Origin of the sequence: Streptomyces sp. SAT1 (assembly GCF_001654495.1) — a bacterium.
Taxonomy (GTDB): domain Bacteria; phylum Actinomycetota; class Actinomycetes; order Streptomycetales; family Streptomycetaceae; genus Streptomyces; species Streptomyces andamanensis.
This window is the reverse complement of record NZ_CP015849.1, coordinates 5,239,073-5,258,545: the sequence shown is the minus strand read 5'-3', so window position 1 is coordinate 5,258,545 and position 19,473 is coordinate 5,239,073. Positions and strand designations below refer to the sequence as shown.

Below are 19,473 nucleotides of genomic sequence, written 5' to 3'. Positions count from 1 at the left end.
GGGCGGTCGGCCGACCGCGGTCGCGTCGCCCGTCAGTCGCCGATCAGGGCGTCGACGAACGCCTCCGGCTCGAAGGGCGCCAGGTCGTCCGCGCCCTCACCGAGACCGATCAGCTTGACCGGGACGCCCAGCTCGCGCTGGACCGCGACCACGATGCCGCCCTTGGCGGTGCCGTCGAGCTTGGTGAGCACGATGCCGCTGATGTCGACGACCTCGGCGAAGACCCGGGCCTGGACCAGGCCGTTCTGGCCGGTCGTGGCGTCGAGCACGAGCAGCACCTCGTCCAGCGGGGCGTGCTTCTCGACGACCCGCTTGACCTTGCCCAGCTCGTCCATGAGGCCGGTCTTGGTGTGCAGGCGGCCGGCGGTGTCGATGAGCACCACGTCGGCGCCCAGCTCCTTGCCCTCCTTGACCGCGTCGAAGGCCACGGAGGCGGGGTCGCCGGCCTCCGGGCCGCGCACGGTGTGCGCGCCGACCCGCTCGCCCCAGGTCTGGAGCTGGTCCGCGGCGGCGGCGCGGAAGGTGTCGGCGGCGCCGAGCACCACGCTGCGGCCGTCGGCGACCAGGACGCGGGCGAGCTTGCCGGTGGTGGTGGTCTTGCCGGTGCCGTTGACGCCGACGACCATCACGATGCCGGGGCCGCCGGCGGGCGGCTCGGTCCGCACGGCGCGGTCCAGGTCGCGGCCGACCAGGGTGAGCAGCTCCTCGCGCAGCAGGGCGCGCAGCTCCTCGGGGGTGCGGGTGCCGAGCACGCGGACGCGCTCGCGCAGCCGCTCGACCAGCTCCTGGGTGGGCTGGACGCCGACGTCGGCGGTCAGCAGGGTGTCCTCGATCTCCTCCCAGGTGTCCTCGTCCAGGTGCTCGCGGGACAGCAGGGTGAGCAGGCCCTTGCCCAGGGCGTTCTGCGACCGGGAGAGGCGGGCGCGCAGCCGGACCAGACGGCCGGCGGTGGGCTCCGGGACCTCGATCTCGGGAGCCGGCAGCTCCTCGACGACGGGCGGCTCCTCCACGGCGGTGGGGGCCGAGCCGCCCGGAAGGTCCACCTCCTCGATGGTCCGCCGCGGCTCCTCGCGCGGCGTCTCGGCCTCCTCGCCGACGTGGGGTTCGGCCGGCGGGGCGGCGGTGATGTCGGGCGGGCCGGGCGGTGGCGGGGGCAGCGGTTTGCGGCGCCGGCTTCCGACGACGAGCCCGCCGAGCGCGCCGAGCACCACCACGGCGATGACTACAGCAAGGATGATGGTTTCCATAACGCGTCCAGTATCGGCCATGGGTCCCGGCCACAGGCCGTTTGTGGGTTCCCCCAAGAGACAAACGCCACCTAAAGACGCGAGTAGTATCAAAGTACGATGGTGGAGCGCGGGTCAACACGCGTAGAGTCCCGACGTCGCCGCCTGCGGACGGCGCCCGCCACTCCCCTCCCGAGCACGGAGTGCGCCTCTCCCCCCACACGCACACACAGACACTCCCCCACGAACGAGGCACGGACCTTCCCCATGAGCAAGACCGCCGAGGTCGAAGGCGCCCTGGAAACCCGCGGCATCGAACAGGTGCCCGATCACGAGCGCACCGGCAGGACCCGCGAGCTGTTCCCCACCTGGGTCGGCGCCAACATCAGCGTGCTGCTGCTCACGATGGGCGCGAGCCTCGTCGTGGCGTACCACCTCAATCTGTGGCAGGCGCTCGTCGTGGCCGTCGCCGCGCCCGTCGTCTCCTACGGTCTGGTCGGACTGATCGGCATCTCCGGCAAGCGCGGCGGAGCGCCCGGCATGGCGCTGTCCCGCGCGGTCTTCGGGCAGCGCGGCAACCTGCTGCCCGGTTCGCTGATCTGGGTCGCCCGCTGGGGCTGGGAGACGATCAACGCGGTGACCGGCGCCTACGCGATGCTCAGCATCCTGGACATCGTGTTCGGCCTGACGGCCGACAGCGTGCTGGACCTGGTGACGCTGCTGGCCTTCGTCGTCGCCACCTTCGCGATCTCCGGGCTCGGCATCGGCGCCGTGCAGAAGTGCAACAAGTACGCGACCTACCTCTTCGGCCTCTTCTCCGTGCTGGTGCTGGTCTATCTGATCGTGGACACCGACTGGTCGAAGGTGTTCGCGCACTCCGCGGGCTCCACGGCCGCGGTGATCACCGGCATCGGCATGATCGCGGCGGGCGGCGTCAGCTGGATCCCGACCGCGCCGGACTTCACCCGCTATCTGCCGCGCACCGCCTCCTCCAGGGCGATCGTCGGCACCTCGGTGGGCGGTGCCGGGATCGTCGTCCTGCCGATGGTGCTCATGGGCGCGGTGATGGCGGTCTCCACGCCCGACCTGGCCTCGGCCTCCGACCCGGTCTCCTTCCTCGGCGAGATCCTGCCGACCTGGATCGCGGTGCCGTATCTGCTGATCGCGCTGATCGGCATGCTGCTGATCAACTCGATGTCGATGTACTCGGCGGGCTTCACCGCGCAGACCCTCGGCTTCAAGGTGCCGCGGCACTGGGCGGTCTCGGTCAACGCCGTGATCTCGCTGGCCTTCGGCGGGGTGCTGATGCTGGTGGCGACGAGCTTCATGGGCTCCTTCATCGCCTTCCTGTCACTGCTCGCGGTGGCCTTCTCCGCGTGGGTGGGCGTCTTCGGCGCGGACATGCTGCGGCGCACCGAGTACGACGGCGCGGCCATGGCCGACACCACGCGCACCAGCGCCTACTGGTACAGGGGCGGCTTCTCCCCCGCCGCCGTCGCCTCCTGGGCGATCGGCCTGGCCGCCGGTCTGATGTTCACCACCTCCGACTGGTTCACCGGCCCGCTGGCCCACAACAACGTCGTCGGCGAGTACGGCCTCGGCTGGGTCGCCACCATCGTGATCTCCGGTCTGCTGTACCTGGCCCTGCCCAAGCCGGCGGTGGTCCCGGCGGCCCAGGCCCCGGCCCCGGCGGGCGCGGAGTCCGCCGGCCGGCGGGAGCGGCAGTCCGCCTAGACCCTTCGGCCGTCGGCCGTCAGCCGGGTCATGCCCCGCATCGGCTCGTTCCGTCCCCTTCACCGTCCGGAATCGGTGGAGGGGACGTTGTCTTCCCGTCGGCCCGGGGGCGTCCCGGCGGGGTGGCGTGCAGGCGGGGCGGCGGTGTGACGGTCACGGAAGCGTCGTGCGCGCTCCGTGCCCGGAGCCGGGCGCCGCACCCTCCGTACGTCCCGGCCCCTGCGCCCCGACGCCCCGCCACCGGCGAAGGCACCGAGCCCCCCGGCCCAGGACGCGACACCGCCGCCCCGGTCCGGCGGAAAGCGGACCGGGGCGGCGGACGGTACGAGGAGACGGCAGCGGGGACTTGGCCCGTCTCCTCGGGATCGGGGGCCTGTCGGGCGGGGCGGCTCAGCCCATCTCCTCCAGGGACTTGCCCTTGGTCTCCTTGACGAACTTCAGCACGAACGGGATGGAGAGCGCGGCGAAGACCGTGTAGATCACGTACGTGCCGGAGAGGTTCCAGTCGGCCAGCGACGGGAAGCTCGCGGTGATGGCCCAGTTGGCGATCCACTGGGCGGAGGCGGCCACGCCCAGGGCGGCGGCGCGGATCCGGTTCGGGAACATCTCGCCGAGGAAGACCCACACGACCACGCCCCAGGACAGGGCGAAGAAGAGGACGAAGACGTGGGCGGCGACCAGGGCCACCCAGCCCTGAGTGGCGGGCAGCTTGCCGTCGACCAGGTGGTAGGAGAAGGCCCATGCCTCCAGGGCGAGTCCGACGACCATGCCGGCCGAGCCGATGAGCGCGAGCGGCTTGCGGCCGATGCGGTCGACGAAGATCATCGCGATCACGGTGCCGATGATGTTGATGATCGACGTGGTGAAGGAGTAGAAGAACGACTGCGTCGGGTCGACGCCGACCGACTGCCACAGCGTCGAGGAGTAGTAGAACGCGACGTTGATGCCGACGAACTGCTGGAAGACCGACAGGCCGATGCCGATCCAGACGATCGGCTTGAAGAAGAAACCGCCGCCGAGCAGGTCCTTGAAGGACGACTTCTCCTCGCGGTGCATGGCGTGCTCGATCTCGGCGATGCGCGCGTCGAAGTCCACGTCCTTGCCCTCGACCTCTTCGAGGATCTCCTTGGCGCGCTCGCGCTTGCCCACGGAGACCAGGAAGCGCGGGGACTCGGGGATGGCGAAGGAGAGCAGGCCGTACAGGACGGCCGGGATCACCATCACACCGAGCATGACCTGCCATGCCTCCAGGCCCATCAGCTTGCCGCGCTGGTCGCCGCCGGCGGCGTTCAGCAGGCCCCAGTTGACCAGCTGCGAGATGGCGATGCCGACGACGATCGCGGCCTGCTGGAAGGAGCCGAGCCGGCCGCGGTAGGCGGGCGGGGCCACCTCGGCGATGTAGGCGGGGCCGATGACGGAGGCCATGCCGATGGCGAAGCCGCCGATGATGCGCCACAGGGCCAGGTCCCACAGGGCGAAGGGCAGGGCCGAGCCGACGGCGCTGACGGTGAAGAGCCCCGCGGCGATCTGCATGCAGCGGATACGGCCGATGCGGTCGGCGATCCGGCCCGCGGTGGCGGCGCCGATGGCGCAGCCGATCAGCGCGATGGCGATGACCTGGGCCAGCGCGGCGGAGCCGATGTCGTAGCGGCCCCGGATGGCCTCGACGGCGCCGTTGATCACGGAGCTGTCGTAGCCGAACAGGAACCCGCCCATGGCGGCCGCCGCCGCGATGAAGATGACATGCCCGAGATGATCGGGGTGGGCCGTACCGGCTCCTGGCGTCGGCGCCTGCGCTGTGCTGGTCACGTGTACTCCTCGGGCACACCGGCAACGCTGCCGGGGTGGGGTCAGCCCCTCCAGGTCTTGAGACCTGAAGGCGAAAGCAACGTTGCAGAGACTATGCCTTCAACTCTCGAAGTCAATAGTCGATCTGTTGTGAAATTGACCGGCCCGCCGGACGAGCTGTGTTCAAGCTTTGAAATCAACTGGCGGGACATGCTCCGACTACCCCGAAGTCGCGGCGGCACGCGGCCGCCCGTCCGGGGCCGGACAGCCCTGACGCAGCCGCTGGCTGATCACCTTGGAGACGCCGTCGCCCTGCATGGAGACGCCGTAGAGGGCGTCGGCCACCTCCATCGTGCGCTTCTGGTGCGTGATCACGATGAGCTGGGACGCCTCCTGGAGCTCCTGCATGATGCGGATGAGCCGCTGGAGGTTGGTGTCGTCGAGGGCCGCCTCGACCTCGTCCATCACATAGAAGGGGCTGGGCCGGGCCTTGAAGATGGAGACCAGCAGCGCCACCGCCGTCAGCGACCGCTCGCCGCCGGAGAGCAGGGAGAGCCGCTTGACCTTCTTGCCCGGGGGGCGCGCCTCGACGTCCACGCCCGTGGTGAGCATGTTGTCCGGGTCGGTCAGCACGAGCCGGCCCTCGCCGCCCGGGAAGAGCCGCCCGAAGACGCCCTCGAACTCGCGTGCGGTGTCCCGGTACGCCTCGGTGAAGACCTGCTCGACCCGCTCGTCGACCTCCTTGACCACCTGGAGCAGGTCGGCGCGGGTCTTCTTCAGGTCCTCCAGCTGCTCGCTGAGGAACTTGTGCCGCTCCTCCAGCGCCGCGAACTCCTCCAGGGCCAGCGGATTGACCTTGCCGAGCTGCTGGTAGGCGCGCTCCGCCGCGCGCAGCCGCTTCTCCTGCTCGGCGCGGACGAAGGGGCGGGGCCGGTTGCGCGGGTGCGCGGGGTCCTCGGGCAGCTCCTCCCCCTCGGCGGGCGGCGAGGGCGGCACCGGCTGGTGCGGCCCGTACTCCGCCGCCAGGCCCGCCGGTTCCACGCCCAGCTCCTCCAGCGCCCTGGCCTCCAGCTGCTCGATACGCAGCCGCTTCTCGGCGCCGAGCACCTCGCCGCGGTGGACCGAGTCGGTCAGCTTGTCGAGTTCGGCCTTCAGGTCGCGGCCGGCGGCGCGGGCGGCGGTCAGCTCCTGCTCCCGCAGGGCCTTGGCGGCCTCGGCCGCGCTCCGCTCCCGCTCCGCACGGGTCAGCGAGACCTCGACGTGCGCCAGCAACTGGCGGGCACCGGCCGCGACGGCGGCGGCGACGGCCGCCTCGTGGCGCAGCCGGGCCTGCCGCCGCTCGGCACGCGCGCGTGCCTCGCGTTCGGCGCGGGCGGCCCGGTCCAGGGAGTCCGCCCGGCCGGCCAGCGACTTGACGCGTTCCTCGTGCGTACGGACCTGGAGGCGGGCCTCCATCTCGGTCTGCCGGGCGTTGGCGCCGTCCGCGGCGAGGCGGTCGCGCGTGTAGGTGTCGGGTTCCTCCTCGACCGGGCTCTCCTCGGCCACGGCGAGCCGTTCGGCGAGTTCCTCCGCCTCCTGGCGGGCCCGGTCCAGGGCCTCCTGGGCGCGGGCGGCGGCGGCCGTGGACCGCTCGGCCTCCCCGGCGGCCCCGCGTGCCTGGCCGGCGAGCCGGCCGAGCCGCTGGGCGACGGCGGACTTCTCGCGGTCGGCGGCGCGGCGGCGTTCGCCCAGTTCCTCGACGAGCGCGGCGCACTCCTCGCGCCGCTCACCGGCCAGCCGCTCGGCCTCGGCCGACCCGGCGCAGCGCAGGTCGAGGTCGGCGAGGTCGGCCGCGGCCTCGTCCACGGACGCCTGGACTTCGAGCAGGCTGGGCGCCCCGGCCGAGCCGCCCTGCGCGAAGTGCGCCCCGAGCAGATCGCCCTCGGCGGTGACGGCGGTGAGGTGGGGGCGGGCGTGGACGAGGTCCTCGGCGTCCTCCAGGGTGCCGACCACGACGACGCCGCGCAGCAGTCTGCGGACGGCGGGCATGAGGTCGGCGGGGCCGCGCACGAGATCGGCGGCGCGGCGCTGCCCGGCGGGCAGGCCGTCCGTGCCGGGGCCGGGGGCGGTGCCGGGCTCCTCGGGTGCGCCGGTGAGCAGGAGGGCGGCGCGGCCCGCGTCCTGTTTGCGCAGCAGGCGCAGGGCCTCCGCAGCGGCGGCGGGGTTCGCGACCGCGAGGGCGTCGGCGGCGGCGCCGAGGGCCGCCGCGAGCGGGATCTCGTGGCCGGGGGTGATGGTGAGGAGTTCCGCGGCCGGGCCGAGCAGCCCGGTGAGCCGGTCGCGGGCGTCGAGCAGGGCGCCGGTGCCGTCCTTGCGGCGCAGGCCGAGCGCGAGGGCGTCGTGCCGGGCCCGGGTCGCGGCCCGTTCGCGTTCGGCGGCGGTGGCGGCCTGGCGGGCGGCCGTGAGCGCGGCGTCGGCGTCGGCCAGCGCGGCCTTCGCGCTCTCGTGGCGGTCGGCGAGTTCGTGGTCCTCGGCGTCGAGGCCGTCGACCTCGGCCTTGAGCGCCTCGTACTCCTCCTGGGCGTGCACGGCGCGTTCCCGGGCCTCGTCGCGGGCGGTGGCCAGGCGGTCGATCTCGGCCTGGGCGGAGGCGGCGCGGGAGCGGGCGGCGTTCACCTGGCCGCTGAGCCGGGCCAGGCCCTCGCGGCGGTCGGCGATGGCGCGGGCGGCGTCCTTCAGGCGGCGTTCCTCGGCGGCGAGTTCGCGTTCGAGCTCGGAGCGGTGGGCGACGGTGTCGTCGAGGGCCCGTTCGGCGGCCTCCAGGGCCGCTTCCAGTTCGGCTTCCTGCTCGCGGACGCGGGCGGCCTCGCGCTCCAGGTCCTCGGGGTCGCGTCCGTGCCGTTCCTCGACGGGCGCGGAGGTCGCGCTCTTGACGCGGGCGTCGGCGAGGGAGACGGTGCCGCGGACGCGTTCGGCGAGCTGGGACAGCTCGTACCAGGTCTGCTGGGCGCGGGTCAGGCGCGGGGTGAGGCGGCGGACCTCGTCCTCCAGGAGCGCTTCGCCCTGGAGGGCCCGGCGGAGTTCGGCCTCGGCGTGCTCCTTGCGCTCCTTCAGCGCGGCCTCGTCGGCGACCTCGGCCCTCAGTGCCTCCTGGAGGCGTACGAGGTCGTCGGCGAGCAGGCGCAGGCGGGCGTCGCGCAGGTCGGCCTGGATGACGGCGGCGCGGCGGGCGACGGCCGCCTGGCGGCCCAGCGGTTTGAGCTGGCGGCGCAGTTCGTCGGTGAGGTCCTGGACGCGGGCGAGGTTGGCCTGCATCGCGTCCAGTTTCCGCAGCGCCTTCTCCTTGCGCTTGCGGTGCTTGAGGACGCCCGCCGCCTCCTCGATGAAGGCCCGGCGGCCCATCGGGTCGGCGTGCAGGACGGAGTCGAGCTGGCCCTGGCCGACGATGACGTGCATCTCGCGGCCGATGCCGGAGTCGGACAGCAGTTCCTGGATGTCCAGCAGCCGGCAGGTGTCGCCGTTGATCTGGTACTCGCTGCCGCCGTTGCGGAACATGATCCGCGTGATGGTGACCTCGGCGTACTCGATCGGCAGGGCGCCGTCGGAGTTGTCGATGGTCAGGGACACCTCGGCGCGGCCCAGCGGCGGGCGGCCGGTGGTGCCGGCGAAGATGACGTCCTCCATCTTGCCGCCGCGCAGCGACTTGGCGCCCTGCTCGCCCATCACCCAGCTGAGCGCGTCCACGACATTGGACTTGCCCGAGCCGTTCGGACCGACGACGCAGGTGATGCCCGGTTCGAACCGGAGCGTGGTCGCCGAGGCGAACGACTTGAAGCCTCGCAGGGTCAGGGCTTTGAGGTGCACGCCGTCGCACTCTACCCGCCGCCGCTATCTCACTTCGTGAACCCTCGCAACCGCGCGGTTTCGCCTCTGTACATCAAGGGCACACCAGACGTTGAAGAGCCTGAAAGGGTGTGTGGGGGCAACGAAAGCGGGGGCTCGGAGCGGGGGCTCGGGGGGGGAAGGGCGGGGCCGGAAAGAAAGAAGGGACGCCGAAGCGTCCCTTGCAACTTCTGACAACTGAGCGGTTGACACGGGCAGCCCAACCACTGTGTCGCGGTGTCGATGCAGTGATCAGGTGAGCGCAGGCTCCGCCTGGTGTGCGTCGACGCGCTCCATGATCCTGTCGTGAGAAGCGGCAGCCGCCAGCGCGTCGTTCTCCGCCTGGATCCTTACGAGCTCGGATTCCAGGTCCTGGACGCGCTGCTGGAGCCGTCGCATCTCGGCGAGGAGTCGAGGGTCGGAGCCGCCGACGTAACCGAGAAGCGCCTTTGCCATGATGGATGGTCCTCCACACTGAGTGACCGACCGAATCGGTGTGGGTCGTGAGGGATTCGCACCCTTGGTGCTTGGCACTGTTGAGTTTTCACTGCCGTTCTTCCATGCCAAACAGCTGAGGTGCGCGGGCTTTCAGCGTCTCACCAAAAAGTTTGACGGTCAACACGATCACACCCCGTATCGACGGGCGTCCCGGGGGCGCGCGACCGGGGATCGGTGGCGCTGCGGCTCCTGCGGGCCCCGGGGGGCATGGCCGTCATCCTGCCCTGCGCGGCAGGTCACGGCAAGCCTCTCTCGGCAGCCACCTGCCCTTTTCCGCGCGGGCAGATGCCGGTGGCGGTTGCGGGCCGGGCCGGGCGGCGGGTCCGGGCGGACCGGCTCAGCGGATCGCGAAGCCGTCGTAGCCCCCGCGCGGTGTGTCCCAGATCTCGGTGACACCGTCGACGCGGCCGGGCGTGTCGCTGCCCTCCAGCCAGTCGAGGAGCTTCTGACAGGCGGTACGGGGCCCCTCGGCGACCACCTGCACCCGCCCGTCGGCGAGATTGAGAGCAAAACCACTCAGTCCGCCGATCTCCAGGGCCGCGGCCCGGGTGAACCAGCGGAACCCGACACCCTGGACATGGCCCCGCACCCAGGCGACCAGCCGTGCTTCCTCACTCATGCCTGCAACCTAGCCGGGCGCCGTCCCCCCGGGCAGGCCGGGTCCCCGGACCCATGAGGTACCGTCCCGACCCGATGCATTTCATATGAAACTCACTCGATCGAGTGAGATGGGTTGACCGCGACGGCTCAGGGCGCGCGGCGGCCGCAGGGACGAGGAAGGCCAGCACCATGGGACGGCACCGACACTCGGACGCCGGCCGCTCCGCCACGCACCGCGCCACGCGGGACGGGGGTACGGCGGGGACCGGCAGCGCGCCCGGCCCCGAGCGGCCTCCGGTCCCGGACCCGTACGCCGCCGTCGACGCCAGGGCCGAGCGGTACCTCTACGCGACGGGCGACGACTACGCACGAGCCACGGGCACCGTGCCGCTCCCGCCCGGCCTTGACGGCACTGCCGCCGCCCCGGCTCCGGACCCGCGGCGCGGCCGCCGCCGTCGCGGGCGGCCCTGGGTCCCGGTGCGGGCCGGGCTGCTCGGGGTCACGGCGGCCCTCGCCCTGGGCGCGGTCGCGGTCGCGGCGGGTGTGGTGCCGGGGCTGCACGAGTACCGGCTCGGCGGCGGCAGCACCTCCGGGGCGGACAGGGCGCCCTCGGCGGGAGCCCCGTCCAACGGCGCGAGCGAGCAGGGCGGCACCTGGGGCAGCGCCCTCCCCGGCACCCGCCCGGCGGCCCCCGGACCGGGCCCGGCCCCGAGCCGCGGCACCGACGGCACGCCCCCGCCGTCCCCGTCCGCTGCCACACCTTCCGCCCCTGCCACGCCTGCCGCGCCCGCTTCAGCTCCCGCTCCCGCCTCCCCCTCCGCCTCGATCCCGGACACGGCGATCGCCCCTGCGCGGGAGACACCGCCGCAGAGGGCCGCCGCACCGCCCGCCACCGCCCCGACGAGCGCCCCCGCCCCCGCCGGGACCACCACCGCTCCCGTCCCGCGCCCGAGCACCCCGCCGCGCGCGGCGGCTCCGGCGCCGCGTCCCACCGAGGTTCCGGTGACGGTGTCCGCCGAGGCGGCGGCCGAGGCCGAGGTGGTGCGTCTGGTCAACCTGGAGCGGGCGAAGGCGGGATGCGGCGCGGTGGCCGCGAACAGCGCGCTGACCGCGCTGGCCGAGACGTACAGCAGGGCCATGGCCGGCCAGGGCTTCTTCGCCCACACCGACCCCGGCGGCGCGACCCCGTGGGACCGCGCGGCGAAGGCCGGGATCGCCGGACTCGGCGCCGAGAACATAGCCCGCGGCCAGTCCGGCCCGGAGGACGTCATGTCCGCCTGGATGAACAGCCCCGAGCACCGCGCCAACATCCTGAACTGCCGCTTCACCACCCTGGGCGTCGGCGCGCACTTCGGCGCGGGCGGCCCTTGGTGGACGCAGGACTTCGGCTACTGAGCGGTACCCCGCGCGCGAGGGGCGGCCGGGGCCGTCCGTGTTGGAAGGGCGGGGGCTCCGTCGGCGGAGAAGCGGGGCGGCGCGGCGGTGGCGGAGCGAGAGCCCGGTCTGGCGACGGTGCTCGGGGTGTTCGTCGTGCCGGCCGCGACACCGGAGCGCGGTCTGACGCTGCTCGACGGCTCTTCGACGACGTACATGCTCCGCGACGACGTCCCCGGGCTGTCCGGGGAGCACGACCGGGCCGGACGCCCTCGCCGGGCGGATCCGGGTGGCCCAGACCTGCGAGGAACCCCCGATCCTCCACAGCGTCTCCCGGGGCTGGTTCGACCGGAGTCCGCTCGGTCCGTGATCCGTGGTGGTCCGCGGGCCGTGGCCGCGCGGGCCGGTCGCGTACGCTCGTGTCATGGGCATCACGCAGGAGCGCACCGCGGAGCAGGACCTGCCGTACGACGTGTTCGCCAAGGCGTGCCCCTCGCGCGGCACGCTGGAGCATGTGACGGGGCGGTGGGGGGCGCTCACCGTGGGGGCGCTGTCCGAGGGGTCGCTGCGGTTCAACGAGTTGCGCCGCCGGGTGGACGGTGTGAGCGAGAAGATGCTGTCGCAGACGCTGCACGCGCTGGAGCGGGACGGGCTGGTGCACCGGGAGGCGCAGCCGACGAGCCCGCCGCGCGTGGACTACGAGCTGACCCCGCTCGGCCGGGAGGTCGCGGGGCGGCTGCTCGCCCTCATCCACTGTGTGGAGGACCGGATGGACGAGGTGCTCGCGGCGCGCGCCGCCTACGACTCCCGCGGCGCCTGACCGGCCGGGATCAGGTGCGGCTCAGGCCCGGCTCCGGGGCACGGGCTGGCACTTGGGGCAGTAGTAGCTGGAGCGGTTCATCCAGGGGCGCCGGCGCATCGGGGTGGCGCAGCGCCGGCAGGGCAGGCCCTCGCGCCCGTAGGCGTCCAGGGAGCGGTCGAAGTAGCCGGACTCGCCGTTGACGTTGACGTACAGGCTGTCGAAGCTGGTGCCGCCGACGGAGAGGGCCGCGTTCATCACGTCCCGGATGTGGGTGAGGAGTTCCGCTGTGCGGGGGCGGGTGAAGGCGGCGGTGGGGCGCTCGTAGTGGACGCGCGCCCGCCAGAGCGCCTCGTCGGCGTAGATGTTGCCGACTCCGCTGATCAGCGACTGGTCGAGCAGGGCGCGCTTGATGGTGGTGCGCTTGCGGCGCAGCGCCTGGTGGAACGCCTCGTCGTCGAACAGCGGGTCGAGGGGGTCGCGGGCGATGTGCGCGATGACGTCGGGCAGTCCGTCGCTCGTGTTGTCGTGCAGCGAGAGGCCGCCGAAGGTGCGCTGGTCCACGAAGCGCAGTTCGGTGCCGAGGGAGTCGGCGAACCGGACCCGGACGCGCAGGTGCTTCTCGTCGGGCGCCTCCTGCGGCTGTACGAGCAGTTGGCCGCTCATGCCGAGGTGGGCCAGGACGGACTGGTTGGTCTCCTCCAGCGGCAGCCACAGGTACTTGCCGCGCCGGCGGGGCACGGCGATGTGGTGGCCCCTGAGCCGGTGCGCGAAGTCGTCGGCGCCCGCGAGATGGCGGCGTACGGCGCGCGGGTGCAGCACCTCGACGTCGGCCGCGGTGCGGTGGGCGACCCAGCGCTCCAGTCCGCGGCGGACGACCTCGACCTCGGGCAACTCGGGCATCGGGACCCCCGTGCAGGACCGTGGGGACCGTACGGTCCGCTCCGGTGGACGGTCCGAGCGCCCGCCCCCGCCGGGGAACCGGTGGGGGCGGGCGCTCGGGTGCTGTGCTCTGTCAGGCGGAGGCGGAGGACGCGTCGGCGTCCTGTGCGGCGGCGGCCTCCTCGGCCGCCTTGGCGCGCTCGTCCGCCGCGGCCCGGATGGACCGCCAGGCGGACTCGGCGGCCTGCTGCTCCGCCTCCTTCTTGCTGCGGCCGGTGCCGGTGCCGTACGAGACGCCTCCGACGCGGGCGGCAGCAGTGAAGGTCTTCTCGTGGTCGGGGCCGGTCTCCGTGACCAGGTACTCGGGGACGCCGAGCCCTTCGGTCGCGGTCAGCTCCTGGAGCGACGTCTTCCAGTCCAGGCCGGCGCCCAGGTTGGAGGACTTCTCGATCAGCGGGTCGAACAGGCGGTGCACCAGTTCGGAGGCCGCTTCGAGGCCCTGGTCGAGATAGACCGCGCCGATCACCGCTTCGAGGGTGTCGGCGAGGATCGATGCCTTGTCCCGGCCGCCCGTGCCCTCTTCACCGCGGCCGAGCCGGATGAAGGAACCCAGGTCGAGTCCGCGGCCCACTTCCGCCAGCGCACGCGAGTTGACCACCGCGGCCCGCAACTTGGCCAGCTGGCCTTCGGGCAGGTCGGGGTGGGTGCGGTACAGCGTGTCCGTGACGACGAGACCGAGGACGGAGTCACCGAGGAACTCCAGCCGCTCGTTCGTCGGCAGGCCGCCGTTCTCGTACGCGTAGGAACGGTGGGTCAGCGCGCGCACCAGAAGGGCGGACTCGAGCCGGTAGCCGAGCCGCCCTTCCAGAAGCGTGTGGGACGAGGCGGTGTTGTCCGATGGGCCACTCCCGCCTGCGCGGGAAGCGTTCTTCTTAGCCGTGGACACGGTGCCTCTCACCAGCCGCTCAGACCTCGAGGACCTGGCGCTTGTTGTAGGTGCCGCAAGACGGGCACGCGATGTGCTGCTGCTTGGGCTCGTGGCAGCGCTCGCACGCAACCAGGGTGGGGACCGCAGCCTTCCACTGCGACCGGCGGTGGCGCGTGTTGCTGCGCGACATCTTCCGCTTCGGAACAGCCACGGCTACTTCTCCTGCTTCTCGTCGGCGCGTGCTGACTGAGGCGCGCCGCCGCTCATCTCGTCCTTCTCGCCGTCCGACGTGGTGTCGGCGAGTCCCTGCAAAGCCGCCCAACGGATGTCGACGGCGTCATGGTGGTGGTCCGGGTCGTCCGCGAGCCGTGCTCCGCACTGGGAGCACAGACCCGGGCAGTCTTCCTGGCACACCGGCTGCATCGGCAGTGCGAGCACCACCGCATCGCGCAGCAGAGGTTCGAGGTCGAAGAGTCCGTCCTCGAGAAGGAGCCTGTCCTCGTCGTCCTCGGCGTCGTCGCCCGGTTCCGCGATCACGCGGCCCCGGTCGTCGGCGTCAGGGTACGAGAACATCTCCTGGAAGTCCGCTTCGAGCTCCAGCCCGACCGGCTCCAGACACCTTACGCACTCCCCCTCGGCCTGTGCACGGGCGGTGCCTGTGACGAGCACACCTTCCATGACCGACTCGAGGCGGAGTTCGAGGGCGACCGGGGCGCCTTCCGGCACTCCGATCACTCCGTGGATACCGAGGTCCCGGGGGGCCGGGATCTCGCGGGTCTGGCGTTGCAGCGCACCAGGACGCCGCCCCAGCTCATGTGTGTCGAACACGAGAGGGTTGCGGTGGTCGAGGCGGGCGTTGTGAGCCATTCCTGCTTTCGGTTTCCGAACTCGGAGGGACGCCGCCCCGGTGGTGCTCCCGGGCAGCGCTGACCGCGCACTTACGCGCGACCGAAGAGCCAGGATACTGGACCTTTCGCTCACGGCCCAATCCGGCCTCCTGACCGGCCCGCGGGCCGGTCGGACCCTCAGAGGCCGCGGCCCTGCTCGTACGCCCGCAGCTGCTCGGCGCTGATCATGCCGGTGTCGAAGAGGCTGGTCTCGTCGAGCGCGTAGCCCTGCTGCGCGTGGCCCTGCTGCGGCTGCTGGCCTTGGTGGGGCTGCTGGGTCTGGTGGGGCTCGTGCGGCTGCTGGGGCTGGTTCGGGTCGTAGCCGCCGGCCTGCTGCGCGTCGTAGCCCTGGTAGCCGTAGGGGTCGGCCTGCTGCTGGTAGCCGTACGGGTCCTGCTGGGCGGCGTAGGCCGGCTGGTAGCCGCCGTACGGGTCGGGCTGCGCGGTCTGCGGGTAGCCGTAGGCCGGCTGCGGCTCGTAGACCGGCTGCGGCGGCGCGGCCGGGGCCTCGGCGGGCGCGGCGGGCGGGGCGAGGGGGGCGAGGGGGGCCGGGCTGGTCTCCGCGAGACCGGCCAGGTAGTCGGCGTCGCTGGAGTGCTGCACGGTGCCGGTGTCGTCGGCGAGCGCGCCGAGGTCGTCGGTGGCGATCCGGCCGTGCAGCTTCTGCCGGCCGCGGCCGACGGCCTCCAGCGTCTTGGCGAGCACGGCCTCGAAGGCGCCCAGCTTGAGGTCGACGTAGGCGTCGGCGTCCCGGCGCAGGGTCTCCGGGTCGTGGCTGCGCTCGGGGGCGTCCTCGTCCTCGTAGCCGTCCTCGGTCAGGCCGGGGCCGGTGCCGAGCAGCTTCTCCCGGCCGCGGCCGACCGAGCCGAGGGTCTTGGTGAGGACCACCTCGAAGTTGGCGAGCTTGGAGTCGACGTAGTCGTCGGCCTCGGCGCGCACCTCCTCGGCCTCCTGGCGGGCCTCGGTGAGGATCCGGTCGGCCTCGGCCTGGGAGCGGCGGGCCACCTCGGTGTCGGAGATCAGCGAGCCGCGCTCGGCGTGCGCGGACTCGATGATCCGCTCGGCCTCGCGCCGCGCCTCCTCGACCATCTGGTCCCGGTCGCCGATCAGCTCCTGGGCCTGCGCGAGCGAGCCGGGCAGGGCCTGGCGCACCTCTTCGAGCAGGGCGAGCAGGGCGGCGCGGTTGACCACGCAGGACGCCGACATGGGCATGGACCGGGCGCCGGAGACCGTGCTCACGATCTCGTCGAGCTTCTTCTGCACGTCCACGGTGTGCTCGCCACTCTCTACCGATGTGCGGGTAAGGACGGGACGACTGTACGACCACGCGGCGGCCGCCGGACACCGGGTGACGGGACGTCAGGCGCTCAGTCGCGCCGCAGCCGTGCGGTGAGCTGCTCCAGGACCACGTCGGGCACCAGGTGGGCGACGTCGCCGCCCCAGGCCGCGACCTCCTTGACCAGGGAGGACGACAGGAAGCTGTACGTCGGGTTGGTGGGCACGAAGAGGGTCTCGACGCCGGAGAGGCCGTTGTTCATCTGGGCCATCTGGAGTTCGTAGTCGAAGTCGCTGACCGCGCGCAGGCCCTTGACGATGGCCGGGATGTCGCGCTGCTTGCAGAAGTCGACGAGAAGGCCGTGGAAGGACTCGACGCGGACGTTGCCGTAGTCGGCGGTGACCTGGCGGATGAGGTCGATGCGCTCCTCGATCCCGAACAGGCCCTTCTTGGACTGGTTGATCATCACCGCCACGTAGACCTCGTCGTACAGGCGGGAGGCGCGGGCAATGATGTCGAGATGTCCGTTGGTGATCGGGTCGAACGACCCGGGACAGACGGCGCGGCGCACTTGAGATCCCTCGCTCTCCGGTCCGGTCATCGTGCGTCTTCGCACGTAGCGGCGGCGCGACCGTACCAAAACGTTCCCTCGCCGTAACGGCGGGCCCGGATCGCGTCGAAGCCGGGCGGCCAGCCGAACTCGCCGCCCCTGGTGCTGCGCTCCACGGTGACGAGCGCCCGCTCGGCGAGCCACCCCTGCGAACGGAGTGTGAGCAGGATCTCGCGAAGATCGTCGTCGGAGACGGCGTACGGCGGGTCGAGGAAGACCAGGTCGTACGGTCCGGCGGCGGGCGGTGCCTGGACGATCTGCTCCGCCCGGCCCGCGCGCACCTCGGCGCCGGGCAGGCCCAGGGACTTGGCGTTCTCCCGGACGGTGCGCACGGCGCGGGCGTCGGCCTCGACCAGGAGGGTGTGCCCGGCGCCCCGGGACAGCGCCTCCAGGCCGACGGCGCCCGAGCCGGCGTACAGGTCGAGGACCCGCTCGCCGTCGAGGGGGCCGCCCAGGAGGGACTGCCAGGTCGAGAAGAGGCCCTCGCGCGCGCGGTCCGAGGTGGGCCGGGTGCCCTGGCCCGGGGGTACGGCGAGACGGCGTCCACCGGCCCGGCCGGCGATCACGCGGGTCATGTCCTTGGGTCCTTGTCGGTGCTCGGCGGTGCGGGAGGGGCCCGGCGGTGCCGTGCCGGGTGCTGCTTGCTGCTTGCTGCTTGCTGCTTGCTGCTTGCTGCCCGGTGGTACGGCTCGGACGCGGGCCGTACCCAGTCTGTCAGCCCTTCTCCAGGTACTGCTCCCGCTCGTCGTCCAGCAGGGCGTCCAGGGCCGTGCGCAGTCCGGGCAGCGACTCCAGGGCGGGGTCGGCGGCGACCAGGGCGGCGGCCTCCTCGCGGGCCTCGGCGATGATCTCCTCGTCCTCGATGACGGCGAGCACCCGCAGGCTGGTGCGGGCCCCGGACTGGGCCTGGCCGAGGACGTCGCCCTCGCGGCGCTGTTCGAGGTCGATGCGGGAGAGCTCGAAGCCGTCCAGGGTGGCGGCGACCGCGTTCAGCCGCTGGCGGGCGGGGCTCGCCTCGGGCATCTCGGTGACCAGCAGGCACAGGCCCGGGGCCGAGCCGCGGCCGACCCGGCCGCGCAGCTGGTGCAGCTGGGAGACGCCGAAGCGGTCGGCGTCGGTGATCACCATCACGGTGGCGTTGGGGACGTTGACCCCGACCTCGATGACGGTGGTGGCGACCAGGACGTCGGTGTCGCCCGCGGCGAAGCGGCGCATCACCGCGTCCTTGTCGTCGGGCTGCATCCTGCCGTGCAGCGCCTCCACCCGCAGCCCCTTCAGGGGGCCCTCGGCGAGCGTGGCGGCCACGTCCAGGACCGCGAGCGGCGGGCGCTTGTCGGCGCCCTCCGGGGTCTCCGCGCCCTCCGCGCCCTCCGCCGTCTTCCCGGCCTTCGCGGACTTCTTCCCGGACCCCTTCCTCGGGTCGTCCTCCTCGTCGCCGATGCGCGGGCAGACGACGTACGCCTGGTGGCCCTCGGCCGCTTCCTCGCGCACCCGCTCCCAGGCGCGCGCGAGGAAGTGCGGTTTGTCGGCGGCCGGGACGACATGGCTGGCGATGGGCGAGCGGCCGGCCGGGAGCTGGTCCAGGACGGAGGTCTCCAGGTCGCCGAAGACCGTCATCGCGACCGTGCGCGGAATGGGAGTGGCGGTCATGACCAGCAGGTGCGGGGGCTGCTTGCCCTTGCCGCGCAGGGCGTCGCGCTGCTCGACGCCGAAGCGGTGCTGCTCGTCGACGACCACGAGTCCGAGGTCGTGGAAGCGCACCTTGTCCTCGATCAGCGCATGGGTGCCGATGACCACGCCGGCCTCGCCGGTGGCCAGGTCGAGCAGGGCACGGCGGCGGGCGGCGGCGCCCATGGAGCCGGTGAGCAGCACCACCTTGGTGGCGTGCTCGGGTCCGCCGAGGGTGCCGCCCTCGGCCAGCTCGCCCATCATCTCGGTGATCGACCGGTGGTGCTGCTGGGCCAGCACCTCGGTGGGGGCGAGCAGGGCGGCCTGCCCGCCCGCGTCGACCACGGCGAGCATGGCGCGCAGCGCCACCATGGTCTTGCCGGAGCCCACCTCGCCCTGGAGCAGGCGGTGCATCGGGTGCTCGGTGGCCAGGTCGGCGAAGATCTCCCCGGAGACCTTGCGCTGGCCCTCGGTGAGGGTGAAGGGCAGCCGGTCGTCGAAGGCGTCGAGGATGCCGCCGGGGCGCGGGCGGCGGGCGACGGCGGGCAACTGGGCGTCGGCGTGCCGGCGGCGGGCCAGGGCGACCTGGAGGACGAACGCCTCGTCCCACTTCAGGCGGGCGCGGGCGTCGGCGATGTCCGCCTTGGTGTGCGGGCGGTGGATCTTGAGCAGGGCCTCGGGGAGGGTGACCAGGCCGCGGCCCGCGCGCAGGGAGTCGGGCAGCGGGTCGACGGCTTCCTGGGCGGTGGGCAGAACGGTCTGGACGGCCTTGCCGATCTTCCAGGACTCCAGCTTGGCGGTGGCCGGGTAGATCGGGATGAGGGCGCCCGCCCAGGACCCGACGGTCTCCTCGGAGTCGCCGGTGTCGCCGGTGAGCAGTTCGTAGGCGGGGTGGGCCAGCTGGAGCCGCCGGTTGAAGACGGAGACCTTGCCCGCGAACAGCGCGCGCGTGCCCGGCAGCAGCTCCTTGTGCGGTTTGTGCACGCCGTTGCCGAAGAAGACGAGCTGGAGCCGGCCGCTGCCGTCGGTGATCGTCACCTCCAGGCGCTGGCCCTTGCCGCGCGGCGCCCGGGAGGAGGCGAAGGAGTGCAGGCGGGCGTCGGCGACCTGGGCGACCACGGTGACGTGCTCGTCCATGGGGAGGTCGGCGAGGTGGGTGAGCTGGCCGCGCTCCTCGTATCTGCGGGGGTAGTGGTGGAGGAGGTCGCCGACGGTGTGCAGGCCGAGGTGCTCGGCCATCACCTTCGCGGTGGCGGGGCCGAGCACCGACTTGAGCGGTTGGCGCAGTGGTTCTGGCAGTGCGGGCACGGGATCCATTGCACACCACGGCACTGACAATCCG

General features: G+C 72.8%; 16 protein-coding genes. 3 read left to right on the top strand and 13 right to left on the bottom strand.

All coding sequences use genetic code 11. The annotated features are described in order from the left end of the window. Nucleotides 1–32: 32 nt before the first annotated feature. Entirely contained in the window at nucleotides 33–1,247 is a 1,215-nt protein-coding gene (gene ftsY / locus A8713_RS22815; RefSeq protein ID WP_064535460.1) for a signal recognition particle-docking protein FtsY, read from the bottom strand. 246 nt (nucleotides 1,248–1,493) lie between these two features. Here ftsY and A8713_RS22810 point away from each other — a divergent pair, with 246 nt between their 5' ends. Further along, nucleotides 1,494–2,960 carry a cytosine permease gene (locus tag A8713_RS22810; RefSeq protein ID WP_064535459.1) on the top strand — a complete coding sequence of 489 codons (1,467 nt, stop codon included), beginning with the start codon at nucleotides 1,494–1,496 and terminating at the stop codon, nucleotides 2,958–2,960. A 390-nt stretch (nucleotides 2,961–3,350) separates the two neighbouring features. Here the strand turns inward: A8713_RS22810 and A8713_RS22805 are convergent, their stop codons facing one another. The 4 genes from A8713_RS22805 to A8713_RS22790 form a co-directional block, all read right to left on the bottom strand. After that, on the bottom strand, nucleotides 3,351–4,769 hold the full coding sequence (locus A8713_RS22805) for a sugar porter family MFS transporter (protein ID WP_064535458.1): 1,419 nt from the start codon (nucleotides 4,767–4,769) through the stop codon (nucleotides 3,351–3,353). 198 nt (nucleotides 4,770–4,967) lie between these two features. After that, entirely contained in the window at nucleotides 4,968–8,591 is a 3,624-nt protein-coding gene (gene smc / locus A8713_RS22800) for a chromosome segregation protein SMC (protein WP_064535457.1), read from the bottom strand. A gap of 270 nt (nucleotides 8,592–8,861) precedes the next feature. Continuing rightward, nucleotides 8,862–9,065: a hypothetical protein gene (locus A8713_RS22795; RefSeq protein ID WP_018567931.1), complete on the bottom strand. Its 204-nt coding sequence runs from the start codon at nucleotides 9,063–9,065 to the stop codon at nucleotides 8,862–8,864. A gap of 379 nt (nucleotides 9,066–9,444) precedes the next feature. Continuing rightward, nucleotides 9,445–9,726 carry an acylphosphatase gene (locus A8713_RS22790; RefSeq protein ID WP_037888800.1) on the bottom strand — a complete coding sequence of 94 codons (282 nt, stop codon included), beginning with the start codon at nucleotides 9,724–9,726 and terminating at the stop codon, nucleotides 9,445–9,447. A gap of 170 nt (nucleotides 9,727–9,896) precedes the next feature. On the opposite strand from A8713_RS22790, the gene A8713_RS22785 reads away from it, so the two are divergent. Together A8713_RS22785 and A8713_RS22780 are read left to right on the top strand one after the other, a co-directional pair. Next, complete coding sequence (locus A8713_RS22785; protein WP_064535456.1) at nucleotides 9,897–11,102, top strand: CAP domain-containing protein; 1,206 nt, start codon at nucleotides 9,897–9,899, stop codon at nucleotides 11,100–11,102. 403 nt (nucleotides 11,103–11,505) lie between these two features. After that, complete coding sequence (locus A8713_RS22780; RefSeq protein WP_064537657.1) at nucleotides 11,506–11,901, top strand: winged helix-turn-helix transcriptional regulator; 396 nt, start codon at nucleotides 11,506–11,508, stop codon at nucleotides 11,899–11,901. 21 nt (nucleotides 11,902–11,922) lie between these two features. Here A8713_RS22780 and mutM read toward each other — a convergent pair whose 3' ends face one another. The 8 genes from mutM to recG form a co-directional block, all read right to left on the bottom strand. Further along, the gene (gene mutM, locus A8713_RS22775) at nucleotides 11,923–12,783 is read right to left on the bottom strand and encodes a bifunctional DNA-formamidopyrimidine glycosylase/DNA-(apurinic or apyrimidinic site) lyase (RefSeq protein ID WP_064535455.1); all 861 of its coding nucleotides are present in this window, start codon (nucleotides 12,781–12,783) and stop codon (nucleotides 11,923–11,925) included. A gap of 112 nt (nucleotides 12,784–12,895) precedes the next feature. After that, nucleotides 12,896–13,720 carry a ribonuclease III gene (gene rnc / locus A8713_RS22770; protein WP_107440688.1) on the bottom strand — a complete coding sequence of 275 codons (825 nt, stop codon included), beginning with the start codon at nucleotides 13,718–13,720 and terminating at the stop codon, nucleotides 12,896–12,898. Between the two features lie 7 nt (nucleotides 13,721–13,727). Further along, entirely contained in the window at nucleotides 13,728–13,901 is a 174-nt protein-coding gene (rpmF, locus tag A8713_RS22765) for a 50S ribosomal protein L32 (protein ID WP_003951102.1), read from the bottom strand. Nucleotides 13,902–13,903: 2 nt separating this feature from the next. Continuing rightward, the gene (locus A8713_RS22760; protein WP_064535453.1) at nucleotides 13,904–14,557 is read right to left on the bottom strand and encodes a YceD family protein; all 654 of its coding nucleotides are present in this window, start codon (nucleotides 14,555–14,557) and stop codon (nucleotides 13,904–13,906) included. Nucleotides 14,558–14,715: 158 nt separating this feature from the next. Then, on the bottom strand, nucleotides 14,716–15,846 hold the full coding sequence (locus A8713_RS22755) for a hypothetical protein (RefSeq protein WP_064535452.1): 1,131 nt from the start codon (nucleotides 15,844–15,846) through the stop codon (nucleotides 14,716–14,718). 98 nt (nucleotides 15,847–15,944) lie between these two features. Continuing rightward, entirely contained in the window at nucleotides 15,945–16,424 is a 480-nt protein-coding gene (coaD, locus tag A8713_RS22750; RefSeq protein ID WP_064535451.1) for a pantetheine-phosphate adenylyltransferase, read from the bottom strand. Between the two features lie 26 nt (nucleotides 16,425–16,450). After that, the gene (gene rsmD / locus A8713_RS22745; RefSeq protein WP_018567922.1) at nucleotides 16,451–17,038 is read right to left on the bottom strand and encodes a 16S rRNA (guanine(966)-N(2))-methyltransferase RsmD; all 588 of its coding nucleotides are present in this window, start codon (nucleotides 17,036–17,038) and stop codon (nucleotides 16,451–16,453) included. A 139-nt stretch (nucleotides 17,039–17,177) separates the two neighbouring features. After that, on the bottom strand, nucleotides 17,178–19,448 hold the full coding sequence (recG, locus tag A8713_RS22740) for an ATP-dependent DNA helicase RecG (RefSeq protein ID WP_064535450.1): 2,271 nt from the start codon (nucleotides 19,446–19,448) through the stop codon (nucleotides 17,178–17,180). Nucleotides 19,449–19,473 lie beyond the last annotated feature (25 nt).